This is a genomic window from Aeromonas sp. 604176 (assembly GCF_049170755.1).
Lineage (GTDB): Bacteria > Pseudomonadota > Gammaproteobacteria > Enterobacterales > Aeromonadaceae > Aeromonas > Aeromonas veronii_A.
This window is the reverse complement of the sequence record NZ_JAAKNE010000081.1, coordinates 1-20,177: the sequence shown is the minus strand read 5'-3', so window position 1 is coordinate 20,177 and position 20,177 is coordinate 1. Positions and strand designations below refer to the sequence as shown.

The 20,177-nt window shown below is 60.7% G+C and carries 19 protein-coding genes and 3 tRNA genes; 16 read left to right on the top strand and 6 right to left on the bottom strand.

From position 1 onward, the window contains the following. Positions 1 to 49: 49 nt before the first annotated feature. The 5 genes from eco to G5358_RS14500 all read left to right on the top strand — a co-directional run bounded on the left by eco (position 50) and on the right by G5358_RS14500 (position 4,523). Entirely contained in the window at positions 50 to 532 is a 483-nt protein-coding gene (eco, locus tag G5358_RS14520) for a serine protease inhibitor ecotin (RefSeq protein WP_005337529.1), read from the top strand. A gap of 298 nt (positions 533 to 830) precedes the next feature. Further along, positions 831 to 1,202: a DUF413 domain-containing protein gene (maoP, locus tag G5358_RS14515; protein WP_005337527.1), complete on the top strand. Its 372-nt coding sequence runs from the start codon at positions 831 to 833 to the stop codon at positions 1,200 to 1,202. Then, the gene (gene hdfR, locus G5358_RS14510) at positions 1,202 to 2,074 is read left to right on the top strand and encodes an HTH-type transcriptional regulator HdfR (protein ID WP_005337525.1); all 873 of its coding nucleotides are present in this window, start codon (positions 1,202 to 1,204) and stop codon (positions 2,072 to 2,074) included. The genes maoP and hdfR overlap by 1 nt, the downstream gene beginning before the upstream one ends. A 171-nt stretch (positions 2,075 to 2,245) precedes the next feature. After that, on the top strand, positions 2,246 to 3,187 hold the full coding sequence (locus G5358_RS14505; RefSeq protein WP_421324313.1) for a hypothetical protein: 942 nt from the start codon (positions 2,246 to 2,248) through the stop codon (positions 3,185 to 3,187). A gap of 145 nt (positions 3,188 to 3,332) precedes the next feature. Then, entirely contained in the window at positions 3,333 to 4,523 is a 1,191-nt protein-coding gene (locus tag G5358_RS14500) for an amino acid aminotransferase (RefSeq protein WP_005350888.1), read from the top strand. A gap of 106 nt (positions 4,524 to 4,629) precedes the next feature. Here G5358_RS14500 and G5358_RS14495 read toward each other — a convergent pair whose 3' ends face one another. Together G5358_RS14495 and G5358_RS14490 are read right to left on the bottom strand one after the other, a co-directional pair. Further along, positions 4,630 to 5,133, bottom strand: coding sequence for a DUF2062 domain-containing protein (locus tag G5358_RS14495; RefSeq protein WP_421324317.1), 504 nt, complete (start codon positions 5,131 to 5,133; stop codon positions 4,630 to 4,632). Further along, positions 5,127 to 5,645, bottom strand: coding sequence for a DUF2062 domain-containing protein (locus G5358_RS14490; protein WP_005350890.1), 519 nt, complete (start codon positions 5,643 to 5,645; stop codon positions 5,127 to 5,129). Before G5358_RS14490 ends, G5358_RS14495 begins: the two co-directional genes overlap by 7 nt. Before the next feature lie 27 nt (positions 5,646 to 5,672). On the opposite strand from G5358_RS14490, the gene G5358_RS14485 reads away from it, so the two are divergent. The 11 genes from G5358_RS14485 to G5358_RS14435 all read left to right on the top strand — a co-directional run bounded on the left by G5358_RS14485 (position 5,673) and on the right by G5358_RS14435 (position 15,878). Then, entirely contained in the window at positions 5,673 to 7,874 is a 2,202-nt protein-coding gene (locus G5358_RS14485) for a DNA internalization-related competence protein ComEC/Rec2 (protein ID WP_421324311.1), read from the top strand. A gap of 104 nt (positions 7,875 to 7,978) precedes the next feature. Next, on the top strand, positions 7,979 to 9,742 hold the full coding sequence (gene msbA, locus G5358_RS14480) for a lipid A ABC transporter ATP-binding protein/permease MsbA (RefSeq protein WP_005359702.1): 1,764 nt from the start codon (positions 7,979 to 7,981) through the stop codon (positions 9,740 to 9,742). Further along, positions 9,742 to 10,737 carry a tetraacyldisaccharide 4'-kinase gene (gene lpxK / locus G5358_RS14475; RefSeq protein WP_421262839.1) on the top strand — a complete coding sequence of 332 codons (996 nt, stop codon included), beginning with the start codon at positions 9,742 to 9,744 and terminating at the stop codon, positions 10,735 to 10,737. The genes msbA and lpxK overlap by 1 nt, the downstream gene beginning before the upstream one ends. 121 nt (positions 10,738 to 10,858) lie before the next feature. Beyond that, complete coding sequence (locus G5358_RS14470; protein WP_005347033.1) at positions 10,859 to 11,047, top strand: Trm112 family protein; 189 nt, start codon at positions 10,859 to 10,861, stop codon at positions 11,045 to 11,047. Further along, positions 11,044 to 11,793, top strand: a complete 750-nt coding sequence (kdsB, locus tag G5358_RS14465) for a 3-deoxy-manno-octulosonate cytidylyltransferase (protein WP_266135729.1) — start codon at positions 11,044 to 11,046, stop codon at positions 11,791 to 11,793. Before G5358_RS14470 ends, kdsB begins: the two co-directional genes overlap by 4 nt. A gap of 211 nt (positions 11,794 to 12,004) precedes the next feature. Continuing rightward, a complete protein-coding gene (uvrY, locus tag G5358_RS14460; RefSeq protein WP_005337448.1) occupies positions 12,005 to 12,649 on the top strand; it encodes a UvrY/SirA/GacA family response regulator transcription factor in 645 nt (214 codons plus the stop codon). Between the two features lie 127 nt (positions 12,650 to 12,776). Beyond that, a complete protein-coding gene (gene uvrC / locus G5358_RS14455) occupies positions 12,777 to 14,630 on the top strand; it encodes an excinuclease ABC subunit UvrC (RefSeq protein ID WP_042081980.1) in 1,854 nt (617 codons plus the stop codon). A gap of 199 nt (positions 14,631 to 14,829) precedes the next feature. Further along, entirely contained in the window at positions 14,830 to 15,384 is a 555-nt protein-coding gene (gene pgsA, locus G5358_RS14450; RefSeq protein ID WP_031227442.1) for a CDP-diacylglycerol--glycerol-3-phosphate 3-phosphatidyltransferase, read from the top strand. A 181-nt stretch (positions 15,385 to 15,565) separates the two neighbouring features. After that, positions 15,566 to 15,641, top strand: a tRNA-Gly gene (locus G5358_RS14445). A 35-nt stretch (positions 15,642 to 15,676) separates the two neighbouring features. Further along, positions 15,677 to 15,750: transfer RNA gene (locus G5358_RS14440), tRNA-Cys, on the top strand. Between the two features lie 41 nt (positions 15,751 to 15,791). After that, a tRNA-Leu gene (locus tag G5358_RS14435) sits at positions 15,792 to 15,878 on the top strand. 83 nt (positions 15,879 to 15,961) lie between these two features. Here G5358_RS14435 and G5358_RS14430 read toward each other — a convergent pair. From G5358_RS14430 to G5358_RS14415, 4 genes are read right to left on the bottom strand one after another with little or no spacing between them, the layout of a single operon-like run. Beyond that, positions 15,962 to 17,122: a phage late control D family protein gene (locus G5358_RS14430; protein WP_421324308.1), complete on the bottom strand. Its 1,161-nt coding sequence runs from the start codon at positions 17,120 to 17,122 to the stop codon at positions 15,962 to 15,964. Continuing rightward, positions 17,122 to 17,613, bottom strand: coding sequence for a phage tail protein (locus G5358_RS14425; RefSeq protein ID WP_108541149.1), 492 nt, complete (start codon positions 17,611 to 17,613; stop codon positions 17,122 to 17,124). The genes G5358_RS14430 and G5358_RS14425 overlap by 1 nt, the downstream gene beginning before the upstream one ends. Positions 17,614 to 17,625: 12 nt before the next feature. After that, entirely contained in the window at positions 17,626 to 20,061 is a 2,436-nt protein-coding gene (locus tag G5358_RS14420) for a phage tail tape measure protein (RefSeq protein ID WP_421324306.1), read from the bottom strand. Then, entirely contained in the window at positions 20,058 to 20,171 is a 114-nt protein-coding gene (locus G5358_RS14415) for a GpE family phage tail protein (RefSeq protein ID WP_421324315.1), read from the bottom strand. Before G5358_RS14415 ends, G5358_RS14420 begins: the two co-directional genes overlap by 4 nt. Positions 20,172 to 20,177: the final 6 nt, after the last annotated feature.

Here is a 20,177-nt window from a genome sequence, read left to right as displayed (position 1 = left end):
CGGCAGAGCGGTTAGTCTAGCGGCGTTGAACCAACCCCATGAGGTACAGATGAAAACCGTATTGCGTTTTAGCCTGCTGGGCGCCTTGTTGCTGGGTGGCCATGCCTTCGCCGCCGAGCCGAAAAAATTTGATATCAGCATGTTCCCAGCCGCTGACGTGAATCAGGAACGTGTGGTGATCCGCCTGCCTGAAGTCGAGAAAGAAGCCGACATGATGGTCGAGCTGCAGGTCGGCAAAAAGATGATGGTTGATTGCAACGTACCGCGTTTTGCAGGCAACCTGGAACAGCACAGCGTCAAAGGTTGGGGCTACAACTACCTGAAGCTGGGCAAAGTCTCCGACCCCATCAGCACCCTGATGATGTGCCCGGATAACCAGCAGAAAGAGACCTTCGTCCAGATCTACGGTCAGGGCTTCTTCGTGAACTACAACTCAAAACTGCCGTTCGTGATTTACGTGCCGCAGGAGTATGAAGTGCGCTACCGTCTGTGGCGTGCCGACAACCTGGCCCAACCGGCCATGATTGAGTAAGCATGTTTGAACCAAAGGTTCAGCTGGTTCATCTGATGTGATAAATAAAGCGCCGTATGGCGCTTTATTTTTGCCTGCACAGTCCAAAAAGTGACGTGCAAATTGGCTGCACGTTTACATAAGTTTATTATTTATCAACGTTTTTTGTGTGTTATGCCACAAAATCGGCGTCAGCGATGGGGCAAAGTGACTTCGATAAAAGATATTTATTAACATAGTGAGAAAATTGATTTTGCACTCGGCGATGGCCTGATGATACTTGCCCGCAAAGGTCAAACTAACCAGAAAAAAGAGCACTATGAGCTTCGAATCAGACAAGCGTTTCAACGACTTCAAACATTTTCCCCGTGGCCTGCGTCGCAGTGGTGAATTCACTGTGGCCGAAGCGGACAGTCTGGAAAAGTATGGTACCGCCATGCTGGCACTCTACCAGGGCAACCTTGCACCCCGTGACGATGTCGAGTCCGCCTTCGTCGAGCAGGTCAAATCCGGCGCAGCCGGTGCCAACCCCCATGCCAAGGTGTGGTTCAAGTACCTCAAGGTGATCGGTCCCAAGCGTGTTCATCGCCTCTGCACCGTTGTTGGTGGTGCCAGCGAAGAGAGCAGCGGTGGCGGCAGCTTTGATGTCGGTGGTGGCAGCGGCGGTGGCAGTGACGAGTCCATCGATTAATGGATACCGAGCTGCTTCGGACCTTTATCGAGGTGAGCAAGACCCGGCATTTTGGCCGGGCTGCTGAAAATCTCTACCTGACCCAGTCGGCGGTGAGTTTCCGGATCCGCCAGCTAGAGCAGCAACTGGGTGTCAGTCTGTTTGCCCGTCATCGCAACAACATCCGCCTGACCGCCTCCGGTGAGCGTCTGCTGCCCTACGCAGACGCCATCTTGCACACCCTTGGTCGCGCCAAGCAGGATGTTGCGCTCTCGCCAGGATTCAGCCAGCAGTTGGCCATCGGCGCGCCCGCGGTGTTCTGGGAGCTCGATTTCAACGACTGGCTCAATCATATCTATGCACTGGCGCCCGGTTTAGCGGTACGGCTGGAAACGGCTTCCCGTGAGCACCTCTGCCGTCAGTTGCTGGAGCGCTCCCTCGATCTGGCCCTGCTCTCCGAACCCACCAAGATCGACGAGATTGCCCTGCATCCCATCGGTGAGCTGGTGTTCGAGCTGGTGAGTCGGGATCCGGCCGCCAATGCCGACAACCTGATGCAGATGCCGCACATCCACCTCGACTGGGGCACCAGCTTCGAGCCGCAACCCAGCCGCTTGCAGAGCCTGCAAAAGACCCCGGTGCTGCACTCCAGCTCCGCTAGCATGGCGTTGCAGTTCGTGCTGGCCAACGGTGGTGCGGCCTACCTGCCACGGCGCATGGTCAGCCCCTTCCTCGAGAAGGGGGCGCTCCATCTGGTGGAGGGGGGCCAGCCGCTGAGCCGTCCGCTCTATCTTGCATATCTGGAGAAATCCGATCGCCGTGAGCTGATCGATCAGCTGTTGACCCTGCCACTGGGTTGGCACGACGCCGAACTGCGCCTCAACGTCGAATAAGCGTCGAGTGTTATCCAAGAAAGAGCCCACCCCACTGTGGGCTCTTCTGTTTGGAGCAGATTGCAGGGAGCGAGGTCACGTAATTGGCGCGGGAGGCTTGGCGTCATCGGCCTGTAACGGTACCTTTTCAGGCTGTTTATCCGATTGAGCACTGACAGGGATGGATTGTAATTGATCGACTTTAGTCACCCCGAATGGCGGGCGCTGGCGCAGCAGTTGCTGAGCCACTCACCTGTGGTGATCCGTGGCCGTCAGTGGCAACCGCTGGTGGGCCTGCTCAAGGATAACCAGCTGCTGCTTGCCCACGGCAACCACAGCTATGAGCTCACCCCGGCCGGGCGGCGCTATCTCACCCGCGAGCTGATGCTGGCCGAGATCGCCACCGCTCCCCCCGAGCCCGAGGAGTGGTTGCATGCTCAGGGCTGGCAATTGGGGGAGCAGGTCAACGAACGGGTGCTGGCGGCGCTCTATCGCAAGAGCGAAGTGAACTTCACCCCCAACGAGCAGATCGATTTCGAGGACAAGGGGATCCGGCTCTGTGCCGATCAGCTGTTGCGCTTGCGCGCCGCCCAGCCGTTCAGCCTCTTTTTCAGCGGCGGCACCCTGATCGACGCAGCCCCCTGGTTGCAGGCGCTGGGGGAGGTGGCGCTGCCCGAGCGCACCCTGGCGGGTCTTGGCAAGATCCTGTGGGGGGAGGGGAGCATCGAGCGGGTGATCACCACAGACAGCGTCGGCGCCTTTGCCGAGCTGCCTCTTGAACCCGGCACCTTGCTGGTGTGGGCACCCCCATCGGCTCCCCTTGCCTTGCAGCAGGTGGTGGCCGCCTTGCCCCCCAATGTGCTGTGGAGTCATCTCACCGCCCTCGACCCTGCCGGGGTGGATCGGCTGCAGGCACTGGCCCAGCGCTTGGGTCGTCCGGCCAGCTGGTGGCTGCCTCGTGATCTGGCCCCCATCCTCAGCGCGTATGCCCAACCTTTGACTGAAGCTCGGCCCTGGGAACCGAGCCGGATCCCCAAGCCATTGTTAGCAGTTTGTAGCGGTTTGGTTGAGTCCAATTGTGGCTTGTCGGCCGAGGTGTGTGCGCTGGCGCCAGCGTGGCATGCCGTTGGTTGAAATTGGCCTGAAAGCGAGCCAAAAAGCGGTTTTCCCCCATTGAACGCGGTGATATAAAGAGTTGACGAAGCGCTCGCCAGATGAGCGCTTTTGTTTATCAAGCCGCTTTGCCACCCAACGAACTCAACGGAATACAGGGAATACCATGTTTGAAAAGGTTGTTGCCGCCCCAGCGGATCCGATCCTGGGCCTGACCGAAGCCTTCCGCGCTGACTCTCGCAGCCACAAGATCAATCTGGGCGTAGGGATCTACAAGGACGAGTCCGGTGCCACCCCCATTCTTCACTGCGTCAAGAAAGCCGAGCAGAAGCTGCTGACCGACGAGAAGACCAAGAACTACCTCGGTATTGAAGGCAATATCGAATATGGCCGCATCGTACAGCAACTGCTGTTCGGGCAGCACTCTGCGCTGGTTGCCAGTGGCCGCGCCAAGACCGCGCAAGCGCCGGGCGGTACCGGGGCCCTGCGTATCGCGGCCGAATTCGTGGTGCGCAACGGTCTGGCCAAGACAATCTGGATCTCCGATCCCACCTGGGCCAACCACGTCAGCGTGTTCCAGGCCGCGGGCCTGACCGTCAAGTGGTACAAGTACTACGACGCCGCCACCAAGGGGCTCGACTTTGCTGCCATGCAGGCCTCGCTGGCCGAAGTGCAGCCGGGTGAGCTGGTGCTGCTGCACGGCTGCTGCCACAACCCGACCGGTATCGACCCCACTAGCGATCAGTGGCGCGCGCTGGCCAAGCAGAGTGCTGCCGCCGGCTGGTTGCCGCTGTTTGACTTCGCCTATCAGGGTTTTGCCCGTGGTATCGAAGAGGATGCCGAAGGCCTGCGCATCTTCGCCGAGTGCCATGACGAGCTGCTGGTGGCGAGCTCTTTCTCCAAGAACTTCGGCCTCTACAACGAGCGGGTCGGCGCCTTCACGCTGGTCAGCGCGACCAAAGAGATCGCCGATGTGGCCTTCACCCAGGTCAAGACCGTCATTCGTGCCAACTACTCCAACCCGCCGTCACACGGCGCCGCTGTGGTCACCGCCGTGGTGAGCGATCCGGCTCTCTATGCCGAGTGGGTCGAAGAAGTGGCTGCCATGCGGGTGCGTATTCGCGAGATGCGCGAGCTGCTGGTCGAGAAGCTGGCTGCCCTCGGCGTGAGCCAGGATTTCAGCTTTATCCGCGAGCAGAACGGCATGTTCTCCTTCTCCGGTCTCACCAAGGATCAGGTGGAGCGCCTCAAGAGCGAATTTGCCATCTACATCGTCGGCTCAGGCCGGATCAGCGTAGCCGGTATTACCCGCGCCAATATAGATCCCCTCTGCGAGGCGATCGCCAAGGTGCTGTAATCGCATTGCCTTGTGCTCTGGCACTATGCCATGAAAAAGCCCGTCACCTTGGTGACGGGCTTTTTTGATCGTCAACGGCTGATCGCCAAACAAGGGTAAGGGCGGCTCAGTGGTGGCGGGTACCTTGCCACCATTTGCGCAGTTGCAGCAGCAGCGCGGTCAGGGCGCCGCCGCTCAGGGCGGTGAGTACCGCCAGCAGCAGGCTGCCGAGCAGGAAGGGAGGCACCAGGGTGGCCGCCTCCTGCTCCAGCCAGTGCAGGGTCCAGCTGAGGTGGAAAGGCTCCGGCGTTTTGTGCAGTACCAGACAACCGGTGCGATAGGCGTAGAGATACATGAACGGCAGGGTCAGCGGATTGTTGAACCAGACCGCCAGCAGTGCCAGCGGCAGGTTGAGGCTGAATGCCAGCGCCAGACCGACTGCGATGAGCGAGTGCATCGGGATTGGGAACCAGCAGGCGAAGATCCCGGCCGCCACCGCGCCGCTCAGGGCGCGGGTGCCCCCTTGCCAGAGGGCAGGGGCAAGCAGTCGCTCACCAAACAGGGCAAACCACTTCTGCTGGCGCAGGGTATCGGGATCGAGCTTGAAACGGGCAAACCAGCGACTCAGCATGGGCGGGCCATCTTGCGTTTTTGCCACTGGCGCACCGTGCTGATCCGCCAGAAGGTGCGGATCAGGGTGTAGCCGATAAGGGAACTGAGCAGGGCCAAGATCAGCGAGCCCAGCAACAGCGGCGGTGCCACTGTGCCCAGTACCGAGACCAGCCACTCCCAGGTGAATTCAATCTCGATCTGCTGCGCCGAATGTCCCAGCAACTGGCAACCCACCAGATAGGCGCCATAGAGCAGGGGCGGCATGGTAAAGGGGTTGGAGAGCCAGACCAGCGCCACCGAGAGCGGCAGATTGACCCGGCACAGGATGGCGCCACCGGCAGCCAGCAGCATCTGGCAGGGGAGCGGCACCCAGGCCATGAAGAGGCCCACCGCAAATGCCCCGGCAGCCGAGCGGCGGTTGAGGTGCCAGAGGTTGGCATCGAGCAGCAGTTTGCCGAACAGCCGCAGGTGCTTGTGTTCTTTCAGGGTTTGCTGATCGGGCATCCAGCGTTTAATGAGTCGTTTGGGCATATTGAAACCTTGCTAAATACTTGCTCCATGGATCTGCGTCTGTTGTCGTTTGCCCTGGGGGCAAGCTCCTCACTGCTCTGGCCATGGTTACCTTCACTCGCATGGGGGGGCCTGTTGCTGTCCCTGCTGATCCCCCTTGCATATTGCCGTGCCTGGCGGTGGCTGTTTCTCCTGCTCGGCATCCTCTGGATGCAGGCCAATCTTGCCTATAGGCTGGCCTGGCTGGAGCGGTTGGGCGATCAGACGAGCCACATGATAACCGCACAGCTGCAAAGTGCAGAGCCCGAGGGGGATAAATTTGTCCGGCTGCTGCTGCGGGTGAGCACCCTCGACGAGCAACCGGTGACACCTGAGCCCCTGATCCGGGTCAATGCCTATCAGGCATTACCCGCCATGACAGTGGGCAGCCGGATCACCCTGGTGACCTCGTTGAAACCGGCTCACGGTCTGGCCAACGAGGCGGGGCTGGATGGGCGGCGTCTGCTGCTGGGCAAGGGGGTCACCGCCACCGGCAATTTGCGTCGGGTGATAGATATTCAACAGGCACCTGTGGGGTGGCGTGAACGCTGGTTGGGCGCGGCGACCGAGAGTTGGCGCACTCTTGGCCATGCTCCCTTGCTGGCGGCGCTCACTTTTGGCGAGCAGAGTGGCATCACGGATGCCCAGTGGGAGCTGTTTCGCGGTAGCGGCCTGACTCACATAATCGCCATTTCTGGGCAGCACATTGCGCTGGTGGCGGTGCTCGGGTGGTGGCTGGGCAGGTTGTTTTGCCTGCGTGGCGCCATCATCACCTCCCTGCTGTTTGCCGCCGTCTACAGCGCGTTGGCCGGGTTTGCTGTGGCCACCGAGCGGGCCCTGATCATGGTGCTGGTGTGGAGCGTGTTGCGCTGGAGTCGGCGAGAGTGGCCGGCCTGGCGCATCTGGCTGTGGGCCTTTGTGGTATTGACCCTCTGGGATCCCTTCGCCCTCTATTCGGCCGGCTTCTGGCTCTCGTTTCTGGCGGTGGCCATCTTGCTGCTGGTGGGATATCTCCACGACAAGCCGGGGCTCTGGCAGATCCAGCTCTGGCTGCTACTCGGTCTGCTGCCGTTGCAACTGGCGTTGTTCGAGGGGATCGCGCCCCTTGCCATGGTGATCAACCTGTTGGCGGTGCCGCTCTTTTGTATCGCCATCATCCCGCTGGCCCTGATCGGTGTGCTGCTGGCGCCGCTCTCCACCTCGCTTGCCTACGGCCTGTTCTGGCTGGCGGATCTGGGGCTCGGGTGGGTGCTGACCATCCTGAATTGGCTGGCAGACCAACTGCAACTGTGGTGGCCACTGCCCGGTTGGTGGCTGCCACTCTGCACCCTGCTGTTGCTGCTCTGGTTCGCCGCGCAGTGGCGCTCGGCACGCTGGCTCTGGCTACCGGGTCTGTGTGCGCTGTTGCTGGCGCTCTGGCCAACGCCTGCCCGCTGGCAACTGCGGGTGCTGGATGTGGGACAGGGGCTGGCGGTGCTGATCAGCAAGGGGGAGCGAGCCATCCTCTATGACACCGGCGATCGCTATCCCGGAGGCTACAACATGGCGGACGCGGTGATCCTGCCCCAGCTGAGCCATCTGGGGATCCGGGTGATTGATCGCCTCATCATTAGCCACAAGGATCGGGACCATGCCGGCAATCGCAAGCGACTGCTCAGCGCCATGCCGGTGCGCTACGAGCTCTCCTCTTACCCTTTTAGTGAGAGAACGACGCTCTGCCAGCGTGGGCAACAGTGGCGTTGGCAGGGGCTCTCGTTTGCAGTGCTCTGGCCCGAGCGCCCCGGTGGCGGGCGCAATAATGATGGCTGCGTGGTGCGTATCAGCGATGGGCAGCGCAGCGTGCTGCTGAGCGCAGATATCGAGCGGCAAGCCGAGCAACGGCTGGTGGCGCTGGAGGGGGATGGGTTGGCCAGCACCTTGCTGGTGAGCCCCCATCATGGCAGTCGCACCTCCTCCACGCTCCCGTTTGTCGCGGCGGTGGCGGCAAAGGATGTGATCCACAGCGCCGGTTTTATGAATCAGTGGGGCTTTCCCCGTCCAGATGTGGTGGCCCGCTATCGGGATACCCGCCAGTGGATCACCGGTCAGCAAGGGGCGATGCTGGTCGAACCCACTGCAGCGGGCTTGAGCGTCACTGCCGAGCGAGATCTGGGGCCCTGGTACCGGCGCAGTGGTGAGTGGTGGCGGCCGAGAGTGTGGTTTGAGCAATAATCCGTCATTTCCGCAGCGGATGGATTCTATATCGGTGGCGACGCTTGGTGTAATCCTGCGCTTTGGCTAGAATAGCCCGTCATTTCCATTACTAACGGCTATTCATGCAACAAGAAACCTCACAAGAGAGCTGGCCAGTATTCAAACGCCTGCTCGGTTATGTCCGTGATCGCAAGCTGGGCCTGGTCGGTGGCATCATCGGGATGCTGGGCTACGCCGCCGTGGATACCACCTTTGTCTACTCCATCAAGCCGCTGATCGATCAGGGCATCAATGGCAACGACAGCACCGTTTTGAAATGGATGCCCTTCTTCGTCCTCGGCATCGTTGCCCTGCGCGGTGTCGCCAACTTTCTCTCCAACTACTGCATGGCCTGGGTTGGCAACCACGTCGTGATGCGTCTGCAACAGCAGGTGTTCAATCACATGGTGGCGATGCCGATGAGCTTCTTCGACCGTCAGAATACCGGTCATCTGCTCTCCAAGGTGACCTATGACGCCAGTCAGGTCTCCTCGGCGGCGAGCACCACGCTGGTGACCCTGGTGCGGGAAGGGGCGACCGTAGTCGGCCTGCTCGGCCTGATGTTCTGGCACTCCTGGCAGCTGTCGGTGATTTTCCTGGTGGTTGGCCCACTGGTGGGGGTCATCATCGGCCTTATCAGCCGCCGTTTCCGCCAGATCAGCCGTCATATTCAGCAGGCGGTAGGGGATATCACCACCTCCACCGAGCAGATGCTCAAAGGGCACAAAGAGGTGCTGATGTTTGGTGGCCAGAAGGTGGAAGAGAAGCGCTTCTTCCAGGTCAGCAACAACATGCGCCAGCAGACCATGAAGATGGTCGCGGCTGATGCCATCGGCAGCCCTGTGGTGCAGATGGTTGCCTCCATCGCGCTGGCGGCCTTCCTCTACGTCGCGACCATTGACAGCGTCAAATCAACCCTGACTGCCGGTACGTTTACCGTCATGATCACCTCCATGATGATGCTGCTCAAGCCGCTGAAAAGCCTGACCGACGTCAACAACCAGTTCCAGCGTGCCATCACCGCCTGCCACAGCCTGTTTGGCCTGCTCGACACCGAGCCGGAGCAGGATACCGGCACCCGCACTCTGGAGCGTGCTCGCGGTGAGATCGAGTTTCGCAACGTCACCTTCACCTACCCGACCAAGGATACCCCGGCGCTGCACAACGTCAGCTTCAAGGTGGAGGCGGGTAAGTCGGTGGCGCTGGTGGGCCGTTCCGGCTCTGGCAAGAGTACCATTGCCAGCCTGCTGACCCGCTTCTACGACATCGATCAGGGCGAGATCCTGCTGGACGGCATCAACATCCGCGAATACAAGTTGAGCGAGCTGCGCAAGCAGTACGCGCTGGTCTCCCAGCATGTTCACCTGTTCAATGACTCGGTGGCCAACAACATCGCCTACGCCGCAGAAGACAAATACAGCCGCGACCAGATCGTGCAGGCCGCCCGTATCGCTCATGCCGACGAGTTCGTCAGCAAGATGAGCAACGGGTATGACACTGTGGTTGGCGAGAACGGTGCATCCCTCTCCGGTGGTCAGCGTCAGCGTGTTGCCATCGCCCGCGCCCTGCTGCGCGATGCGCCGGTTCTGCTGCTGGATGAGGCCACCTCGGCCCTCGATACCGAGTCCGAGCGCCACATTCAGGCGGCTATCGACGAGCTTTGCAAGGCGCGTACCTCGCTGGTGATCGCCCACCGTCTCTCCACCATCGAGAAGGCAGACGAGATCCTGGTAATCGACGAAGGTCATATCGTCGAGCGCGGGAACCACGAAGCATTGATGGAGCAGCGTGGCACCTATGCCCAGCTGCGCGCTATTCAGTTTGGCAACGCGGGAAGCAAGGCCTGATGCTGGAACGGCTCTGGTATCGCAAAAGTGGCTGGCGCTGGTTGCTGGCCCCCTTTGCCCTGCTGTTCGCCATCATCAGCGGCAGCCGCCGCTACGCCTATCGTCATGGCTGGCGCAAGGGGTATCGCTCCTCCTTGCCGGTCATTGTTGTGGGCAATATTTCGGTGGGGGGCAACGGCAAGACGCCAGTGGTGGTCTGGCTGGTGGAGCAGTTGCAAGCCCGCGGCTATCGCCCCGGGGTGGTGAGCCGTGGTTATGGCGGCAAGGCGCCCCATTACCCCTATCGGCTGGATGAGACCAGCACCACGGCGCAGGCCGGAGATGAGCCGGTGCTGATTGCCCGGCGCTGCGGCTGTCCGGTGGTGGTTGCCCCGAAACGGGCCGACGCGGTACGACTGCTGGAGCAGAGCGGTGAAGTGGATATCATCATCACCGACGACGGCCTGCAGCACTATGCGCTGGCCCGCGACATCGAGCTGGTGGTGGTGGATGGTGCCCGCCGTTTCGGCAACGCCTGCTTGCTGCCGATGGGGCCGCTGCGCGAGCCGGTCACTCGTCTCAAACGGGTGGACGCCATCATCTGCAATGGCGGCGAGCCGGGCAAGGGGGAGTACCCCATGCAACTGGTCGCCGACACCCCGCGCCGGGTGCGCGACGATGCCCCGCTGGCTGACCCCTTGTCGGGGCCGGTCGATGCGTTGGCTGGGATCGGTCATCCGCCCCGCTTCTTTGCCACCCTGGAAGGGCTCGGCTATCAGCTGGATCAGCAGGCCGCCTACGGCGATCATCACCCCTTCGATCGGGATGAGCTGGTGGGCCGCTTTGCCAGCAAGCCGCTGCTGATGACCGAGAAGGATGCGGTCAAGTGTCGTCCGTTTGCCCTCGATAACTGGTGGTATCTGCCGGTCAGTGCCGAGTTGCCCGCCTCCCTGCTCGATGCCCTGCTGCACAAGCTGGGGACGAAGGGGAAGGGCGCGGCCAGGGCGCAAGATTAATCTCTCTCGCCTCGGCGGGGGAGCAGGGGGTTGATATGCCCCGTATGGAATATCTGGTTGCTCGACATCCATCGCTGGCGTGATGAAGCCGCCAGCGCGACATCGTTGAAGGAGTATCGTTTTGGCTTTGGACATCAAGTTGCTCGACATCATCGCCTGCCCGGTCTGCAAGGGTAAGCTGCATTACAACAAAGCAGTCCATGAGCTGGTCTGCCGTTTTGACAAGCTGGCCTATCCGCTGGAGGAGGGGATCCCGGTGCTGCTGGAGAACCGTGCCCGTCCGCTCAATAGCGATGAGCTACCGTCATGAGTTTCGTCGTCGTCATTCCGGCCCGCTATGCGTCAACCCGTCTGCCGGGCAAGCCGCTGGCTGATATCCATGGCAAGCCCATGGTGCAGCACGTGGTGGAGAAAGCCCTGCAATCCGGTGCCGATCGGGTGATCGTCGCCACCGATGACGAGCGGGTGCAGCAGGCACTGCTGAGCACCGGCGTCGAGGTGTGCATGACCTCACCGGATCACCAGTCCGGCACCGAGCGTCTGGCCGAGGTGTGCCGTCACTTCGGCTTTGCCGCCGATACCATCATCGTCAATGTGCAGGGGGATGAGCCGCTCATTCCGCCCGCCATCATTCGTCAGGTAGCGGATAATCTGGCCGCCGCCACGGCGCCGATGGCGACCTTGTCGGTGCCGATCAAGGATGCCGAAGAGGCGTTCAACCCGAACGCAGTGAAAGTGGTGACTGACAAGGATGGCTACGCTCTCTACTTCAGTCGCGCCAGCATTCCCTGGGATCGGGATCGCTTTGCCAAGAGCCATGAGCAGATTGGTGACCACTACCAGCGCCATATCGGCATCTACGCCTATCGCGCCGGCTTTATCCAGCGTTACGTAGACTGGGCACCGAGCGTGCTGGAGCAGGTCGAGGCGCTGGAGCAACTGCGGGTGCTCTGGTACGGGGAGAAGATCCACGTCGCCCAGGCCCTTGAAGCGCCGCCGGTCGGGGTGGATACCCAGGCCGATCTGGAGAAGGTGCGGGCCTTTTTGGCCAAGTGATGGCCACAGCACTAAAGTCATGAAAGACGGTGTCGCAAGGCACCGTTTTTGTTTTGAAAATTTATATAATTATTTGATTTTAAACGCTAAACATGGGTTTTCTCAAACTTTTGGCGTGCATGGTTTGCCAAAGCGACGAGTTTGGTTATGATGCAAGACGCCCTGTTAACCCTAACCGGGCGGCTAAAACGAGATAAAACGGGGTGTTTGGGTGATAAATGTATTCCTGGTCGATGATCATGAGCTGGTGCGTACAGGGATAAGACGCATTCTTGAAGATGTGCGCGGGATCAAGGTGGTGGGTGAGGCACAGAGCGGCGAGACCGCAGTTACGTTCTGTCGCCAACACCATCCGGACGTGATCCTGATGGACATGAACATGCCGGGTATTGGTGGTCTGGAAGCGACCCGCAAAATTCTGCGGATCCGCCCCGATGTGCGCATCATAGTGCTGACCATTCATTCAGAAAATCCGTTCCCCACCAAGGTGATGCAGGCTGGCGCCGCCGGTTACCTGACCAAGGGGGCTGCCCCCGACGAGATGATCCAAGCGATCCGGTTGGTGCACTCCGGTCAGCGTTACATCTCCCCGGAGATTGCCCAGCAGATGGCCCTCAGCCAGTTTGCCTCCGCTGACGAGAATCCCTTCAAGTCCCTTTCCGAGCGCGAGTTGCAGATCATGATGATGATCACCAAGGGGCAGAAGGTGACCGATATCTCCGAGCAGCTCAACCTGAGCCCGAAGACGGTCAACAGCTACCGCTATCGGCTGTTCAGCAAGCTGGGGATCAACGGTGACGTGGAACTGACCCATCTGGCCATTCGCTATGGCATGCTGGATGCCGATACCCTCTAATCGGGTGGCGTGTGGTCACAAAGGCGGCGAGTGCCGCCTTTTTGCTTTTCTGCCCCTTTGCTTTTCGGGCGGCGAGGGCAGTATGCTCTGCCCGTCAATTTTTGCCTTTGTGTGAGCCGAGTAGCTGATGACCCTCTCTCCCGAACCTCTCTTCGACAGCAAGGCGTTTTTGAGCGCCGTCACCCATCAAAGTGGCGTTTACCGCATGTATGACAGCGGTGGCACCGTGATCTACGTGGGCAAGGCCAAGGATCTGAAAAAGCGGCTCGCCTCCTACTTTCGCACCAACGTCGACAGCATCAAGACTCGCACTCTGGTGCGCCAGATCGCCGATATCCAGGTCACCGTCACCCACACCGAGACTGAGGCGCTGATCCTCGAGCACAACCTGATCAAGCAGTACCAGCCCCGTTACAACGTGCTGCTGCGGGACGACAAATCCTACCCGTGGATCATCATCACCGCGCACCAGCATCCACGCATCGGCGTCCATCGCGGTGCCCGCAAGGTGAAGGGTGAGTACTTCGGCCCGTACCCCTCTGGCGGCGCGGTGCGCGAGAGTTTGCATCTGATGCAGAAAATATTTCCGGTGCGTCAGTGCGAAGATGCGGTCTACGCCAACCGCACCCGTCCCTGCCTGCTCTACCAGCTCAAGCGTTGCGCTGGCCCTTGTGTTCCTGGACTGGTGAGCGAAGCCGAATATGCCCAGCAGGTGGAGCTGGCCAAGCTGTTTCTGGCGGGCAAGAACCAGCAGGTGATTGGCGAGCTGGTGGGCAAGATGGAGTCCGCCAGCGGCGATCTGCGCTTTGAAGAGGCGGCCCGCTATCGGGATCAGATCCTGGCGCTGCGTCGGGTCACCGAGCAGCAGTCGGTGAGCGGCAACGTACTGGACGAGCTGGATGTGGTGGGGGTCGCCTTCCAGCAAGGTGCGGCCTGCATTCACGTGCTCTTTATCCGTCAGGGCAAGGTGCTCGGCTCGCGCAGCTACTTCCCGAAAGTGCCGGCTGACACCCCGCTTGACGAGGTGGTGCAATCCTTCCTGCTGCAGTTCTATCTGTCGGGGCAGGGAGGACGGCAGATCCCGAGCGAGGTGCTGCTCGATGTGGCCCTTGAGGACGAAAGCGTCATCGCTGAGACCCTGAGCCAGACCGCAGGCTACAAGGTGCGAGTGGTGAGCCGTACCCGCGCCGAACGGGCCCGCTTTATCAAGCTCGCCTCCATCAACGCCGAGACGGCGCTGCGCTCGCGGCTGGCTCACAAGAGCACCATCACCGCCCGCTACGACCAGCTGGAAGAGCTGCTGGAGCTGGAGCGCCCCATCGCCCGCATGGAGTGTTTCGATATCTCCCACACCATGGGGGAGCGCACGGTGGCCTCTTGCGTGGTGTTCAACCGGGAGGGGCCGCTCTCATCGGAATATCGCCGTTTCAATATCGACGGTATCACCGGCGGTGATGACTACGCGGCGATGGAGCAGGCGCTGGAGCGCCGCTTTGGCAAGCAGCAGGAGCCGGACAAGGTGCCGGACGTGCTGTTTATCGACGGTGGCCTCGGCCAGCTGCGCCGCGCCGAAGAGATCCTGGCCCGTCAGCTGGAGTTCCTCGGCGGCAAATATCCGCTGCTGGTGGGAATTGCCAAGGGGGTGACCCGCAAGGCCGGGTTGGAAACGCTTATCATGGGGGAGAGCCACGAAGAGCTGCATTTGCCGGCAGATATGCCCGCTTTGCACCTTATTCAGCATATTCGCGATGAATCCCACCGTTTTGCCATTACCGGCCACCGGGCCAGACGGGCCAAGGCCCGCACCAGCAGCAGTCTGGAGGATATTCCGGGGGTGGGGCCAAAGCGGCGGCAGGCACTGCTCAAGTATCTGGGCGGCCTGCAGGAGGTCAAAAAGGCGAGCGTGGATGAACTGGCCAAGGTACCCGGCATCAGTCAGGAGCTGGCCCAGACCATCCACGATGGCTTGCACAGCGCCTGAGCAGGGTTAGCGGCATGGCATAATCGCTAACTCCTTGATGCACAAGAGCCGTGACGCGGGGGGGCCGTAAATGCCATAATGGCCCTCGCATTTTGAGAAGATTGATGGATTAAAAAGACCAAGACGGGCGCCAGTGCGGTTGCATCGCAAATCGGCTTTGGCGCACTATGTAGCGACGTACAAGAAGTGGCTGAAAATAATGACAAACATACCTAACCTGTTGACGTTTTTCCGGATTTTGCTCATTCCCGTCTTCGTCATCCTGTTCTATCTGCCTTATCAATGGTCCTATCTGGCTGCCGCCATCATCTTTATTCTGGCCGCTGCCACCGACTGGTTTGATGGCTATCTGGCTCGCAAGCTCAATCAGTCCACTGCCTTTGGCGCTTTCCTTGACCCGGTTGCCGACAAGATCATGGTTGCCGCCGCACTGGTGGTTATCGTCGAACACTACAACACCATCTGGGTGACCATCCCCGCCATGACCATGATTGGCCGCGAGATCATCATCTCCGCCCTGCGCGAATGGATGGCCGAGCTCGGCAAACGCTCCTCGGTTGCGGTCAGCTGGATTGGCAAGTGGAAGACCATGATCCAGATGGTGTCGCTGACCGGTCTGATTTGGCAATACAACGTCTGGATGGTGTGGCTCGCCTATGTGATGCTCTATGTCGCCACCGTGCTCACCTTCTGGTCGATGTTCCAGTACATGAAGGCCGCCTGGGGAGATTTGACCCACCACGCCAACCTGTGAGTCACCTGCGCCGCAAGGTGAGGTTTCCGCTGATTTGAGGCAGGAAACGGCCAAAGGCGCTAAAACTGTTCAAAAAGGGCAAAAAACGCCCGAACGATCAGGTAATTAAATATTTCTGGTTGACTGGGCGAGGAACATCGCTAGAATGCGTCCTCGTAGTCAGGCAGTCAGCCAAACCAATGCGGGAATAGCTCAGTTGGTAGAGCACGACCTTGCCAAGGTCGGGGTCGCGAGTTCGAGTCTCGTTTCCCGCTCCAAATTTAGACAATAGAGAGCCAACTCTCTTTTGCATGGCGCGTTAGCAAAGCGGTTATGCAGCGGATTGCAAATCCGTTTAGTCCGGTTCGACTCCGGAACGTGCCTCCATATTAACAAGCCCGCCACGCGAGCTTGATACCGATTGCGGTGCCCGAGTGGTGAAATCGGTAGACACAAGGGATTTAAAATCCCTCGACGTTCGCGTCGTGCCGGTTCGATTCCGGCCTCGGGCACCATTAAAATCAAAGAGTTACAGAAGGCCACTAGATATAGTGGCCTTTTTCTTTTTCTTCAGTGTCCACATTTGATCCACACAGATTTATTCCGGCAGCTCTGCCAGTTTCACTTCGAGTTGCAAGCGGTTGGTGTAGCCCTGGTCGGTGAAGTCGTGAACGACCTGGGTGAGTAGCCATTCGGCCTCGTCGATTTGCGGTTTGAATCCCCTGACCGTGGTGGGTTGTTCCGGGTAGAGCTCGGGGCGGCCTTTGGCCAGGGTGATCTGAAACTCGGCCACACCTCGCTGCAGCTTTTCCCACTCAGCCCGCGCTGCCCTCATTGCGTTGCCTTGGCTGGCGTAAACGTGGCGCAGTTCCTTGACGTTCTCACTGTCGCCAACCAGCAGCTCGTTCTCCTTCTTGTTGACTACCACCCCCGGCGGTAGCGGCCGTTCCTCTTTCGGTTTGGTCTTTCGCTTGCGCTTCACCTCGATTTTCTTCTTCTCGGCGGCCTTGTTGTCTTGCCAGTAGGCGATGACACCGGTGTAGGCGTCGCGGTCTGCCACCGAGAACTGGTGCTGATCGCCGTCCTGGCGGGTGATGGTGACAGCCGACAGTGGCTTACCGCTGGCGGTGGTGCCGTTGCCCGCCTTGATGAACATCAGGCGGCCAGATTTGATGGTGGCGATGGCATCCTGCTCGGTGGCCAAGCGGGTGAGAAAGGCCAGATCGCTCTCGTTGGTCTGGTCGATGTGGTCGATCACCATCCCCTTGAAGGCGTCGCCAACGCTCGGTGTCAGGCCATAGCGGGCGGCAAGATGCTCAACGATGGCGCCGATGGTCTCGAAGTGCCAGCTGCGCTCGCGCAGTTTGTTCATGCCCCCGCGCAGGTCTGCCGACTTGCCCCTGATGGTGAGCACATCCGGCGCGCCGCCATGCTCCACCTCGTCAATTTTGAAGGTGCCTTTATCGACCAGGGGGCCGCCTTGCCAGCCGATGCTGGCTTGCAGGGTGGCCCCACGGCGCGGCATGGCCAGCTTGCCGTCGCTGTCATCGAGGGCGATTTCGATGGTATCGGCCGAAAAGCCCCGGTTATCGGTGATGGTCATGTGCATCAGGCGCGGGCGCAGGGTGCCCGAGATATCGCTGCCATCGACCCGCACCTGATAGGCGGGCGCCGGATGCTGCTGGCTCAGGGCATCCAGCTGGTTGGTGATACCAAGGTTTTCAGCCAAGCGGGTACCGAACTGGTCGAATGCCCCCATCAGAGCAGCCCCCCGAGTTTGCCGCCCACGGTGTTCAGCAGCTTGCCAACACCCAATCGACCGAGCAGGTTGCCCGCGGTGCGCCCGAGCAAGGTATTGCCGAGGGAGCTGTCGTTGTCGTCGACCCGCTTGAGCTTGATGCTGAACTCGATTTTTCTGGCGCTGCCATCCTGGAAGAACTCGCTGCGGGTGGTGCTGATCCCCTCTATCACGAACGAGCCGCGCATCACGCCATCCCCCTGGATCAGGGGGAAGGCTTGGCCGCTGTCGCCCATGCTATTGAGCATGTCTAGGGATACGGGCCCGCCGGTGAGCTCTGGATAGAGCACCCCACTTAAGTGACTGAGCTCGTCATCTGGCCCGAGGTACTGGTATGAGGGGCGGGCGCCGACCCGATTATTGCCCGGGTGACGCCATGATTTTTCGTCTTGTTGAGATTGCGGGGCCACGGTCGAGCGCATAAACACGAACCAACCCAGGGTCATCATCATGGTGGTTGCTCCTTAGTTGCGGTCGGTCAGGGAGGCACGGCCACTAGCGGCTGCCTGCCGTTCGCGTCGGTCCAGTTCGCGGCGCACCTCTTGCGCCACATCGGTGGCTGATTGTCCCGGCTGCTGGGTGATACTGATCGGGGCGTGGATCTGGGTGGTGCTGTTGCCTCGGGCCACTGGTCGCACTGGGGTGACGATGCGCGGGCCGTATCCCGAACCGCCCGCCATGGCCGGGGTGTTGTAGTTGCCGGTGAGGTAGCCGGACGGATTGACGTTGGCGGTGACCGAGCCGCCCCCCTTCATCCAATCCGGCAGCAGGTCGGTGAGGGCTTTGATCTTGTTCTTCAAGCTCTCCCACTTGGCACTGATGCCGCCAATCAGGCCGTCGATGATGGCCTTACCCTTGTTGGTGGCCCCTGCTGGCAGGGTATCGAAGAAGGCCCAGATCTCGTTCCAGTGCATGATCAGCATGCCGATGGGGGTCCATGAGAAGAGCTCTTTCAGGAGTTCCCAGAAGGCGAGAGCAGGGGCCTTGCACTGGGCCCATAGGTCGCTGAACCACTTGGTGACCCCATCCCAATGTTTGTAGAGCAGGTAGGCGCCGGCCGCGATTGCCACAATCCCCATGATGAACCAGCCGATCGGGGTGGTGAGCATGGCAATCCCGAGCCTGACCATGCCCATGGTCAGCGCCTTGATGAAGGCCAGCAGCGGGCCGCCATAAACCAGCAGGGTTGAAAGCCCCATCTTGATGGCAGCCAGTGGCCCCAGCAGACCGGCCACAATCAGCAACAGTGACCCGCCAGCAGCAGCCGTTACGGCGGTGACCGCCGCGATACGGGTCAGGGTCGAGGTCAGCTCTGGGTTGGCCCGCATCCAGTCGCCAGTGACCTGGATGATCTCGGTGACGCGCTGGATAATGCCACGCAGTGGGCCGTTCTCGGTCTCCATCATCTGGATCCCTACGTCATCCCAGGCGGAGGTGAGGTTGTCCAGATCGCCGATGGCGTTATCGGCCATCACCTTGGCAACCTTGCCCGCTTCCCCCAGGGTTTGCTTCAACGTGGCGATCAGCTCCTGCAGCTTGCCGGAACCGGCCTGCTCGGTTAGCACGGTCAGGGCGGCAAATGCCTCTTCGCCGGCGATGGCCTTGAAGTAGCCCGAGCGGGTGGCGTCCCCCATCTTGCTGGTTTTCTTGTAGAGCTCGTCCAGGATATCGGGCAGCGAGCGCAGGTTGCCCGCCGCATCGGCGGTCTTGACGTTGAGGGCGGCCAGCGCATCATTCGCGGCCTTGGGCGGGGAGGCCAAACGGCCGAGAATAGCACGGATGGCTGTCCCGCCCATGCTGCCCTGAATCCCTGCATCCCCCAGCTTGCCCGCCATGGCGGAGGCAGTTTCAAGGTCAACCCCGAGCCCTGCCGCTACCGGCCCCACGTATTTCATGGTTTCACCCAGCATCTGCAAGTCGACGTTGGCGCGGGTGAAGGTGCCGACCATCACATCCCCCAAGCGGGTCATCTGGTTGGCCGGCAGCTTGAAGCCGGTCAGGATGTTGGATCCGATATCGGCGGCAGCGGCAATCTCGACGCCGCCCGCCTTGGCGATATCGAGCACCCCTGGCATGGCGTCACGGATTGCCTTGGGGGTGAAACCGGCCATGGCCAGAAAGCCCTGGCCCTGCGCCGCTTCGCCCGCCGTGAAGGCTGTATTGGCGCCGAGCTCCCGCGCCTGGGCCCGCAGGGCGGCCAGTTCGCTGCTCTCTTTGTTCAGCCGGGTGATCGCCTGTACCTTGGACATATCGACATCAAAGCCCATCGCCTTGCCCGCAATATTGGTCCCCTTGTAGATGGCGGCGGCCCCGGTGGCCATGCCTGCGGCGCCATAGCCCGCCAGGGTGCCGCGCATAGACATGGTTTTGTCGTAGTTGGCTTTGATCTGGTTAAGGCGCTTTTGCTGGTCGGCCAGTTGCCCCAGCTTGGCCCGCTGCTGGTCGAGCTGGCTGTTGGCGGAGGCCAGATCGCTCTTGAGCTGGCGCTGGTGCTGGCCCAGCTGTTTGGTGTTGATGCCTGCCTCGCTCATGGCCCGTTTCAGGCTGCCGTGGCGGGCGACCATTTCCCGCTCTTGCTGGGAGAGGTCGCGCACTTTCTGCTTGGCTTGCTCCATGGCACGGGACATGGCCTTGGTCGGTTGCTCGACCTTGGCAAACTGCTGGGCCATCTGCTGGGCGTCGCGCTGGGCTTGGGTCAGCTGGGCGCGGGTTGCGCCAATCTGCTGGCCGAGGGTGCGATAGCCATCAATCTGGCCGCTCTGGGCTTCCAGCTCCTTGATGCGCTTCTTCGTGTCGACCAGGTCTTTGGCGGTGATGCGGCTCTGGCCGCTGGCTGCCTTGAGGGGGGCGGTGAGTTTGTCGATCCCGTTAAGCAGGATTTGCAGTTTGAGAGGGTTCATTGTTGTTCTGCCCCGTTGATGCGGTTGTGAGTCTCAACGAGGCGTTGGTGCCAGCCCATCAGCTCGCTGATCTCCATGACCGCCATCTCGGACGGCGGCCAGTGGGCGATGATGGC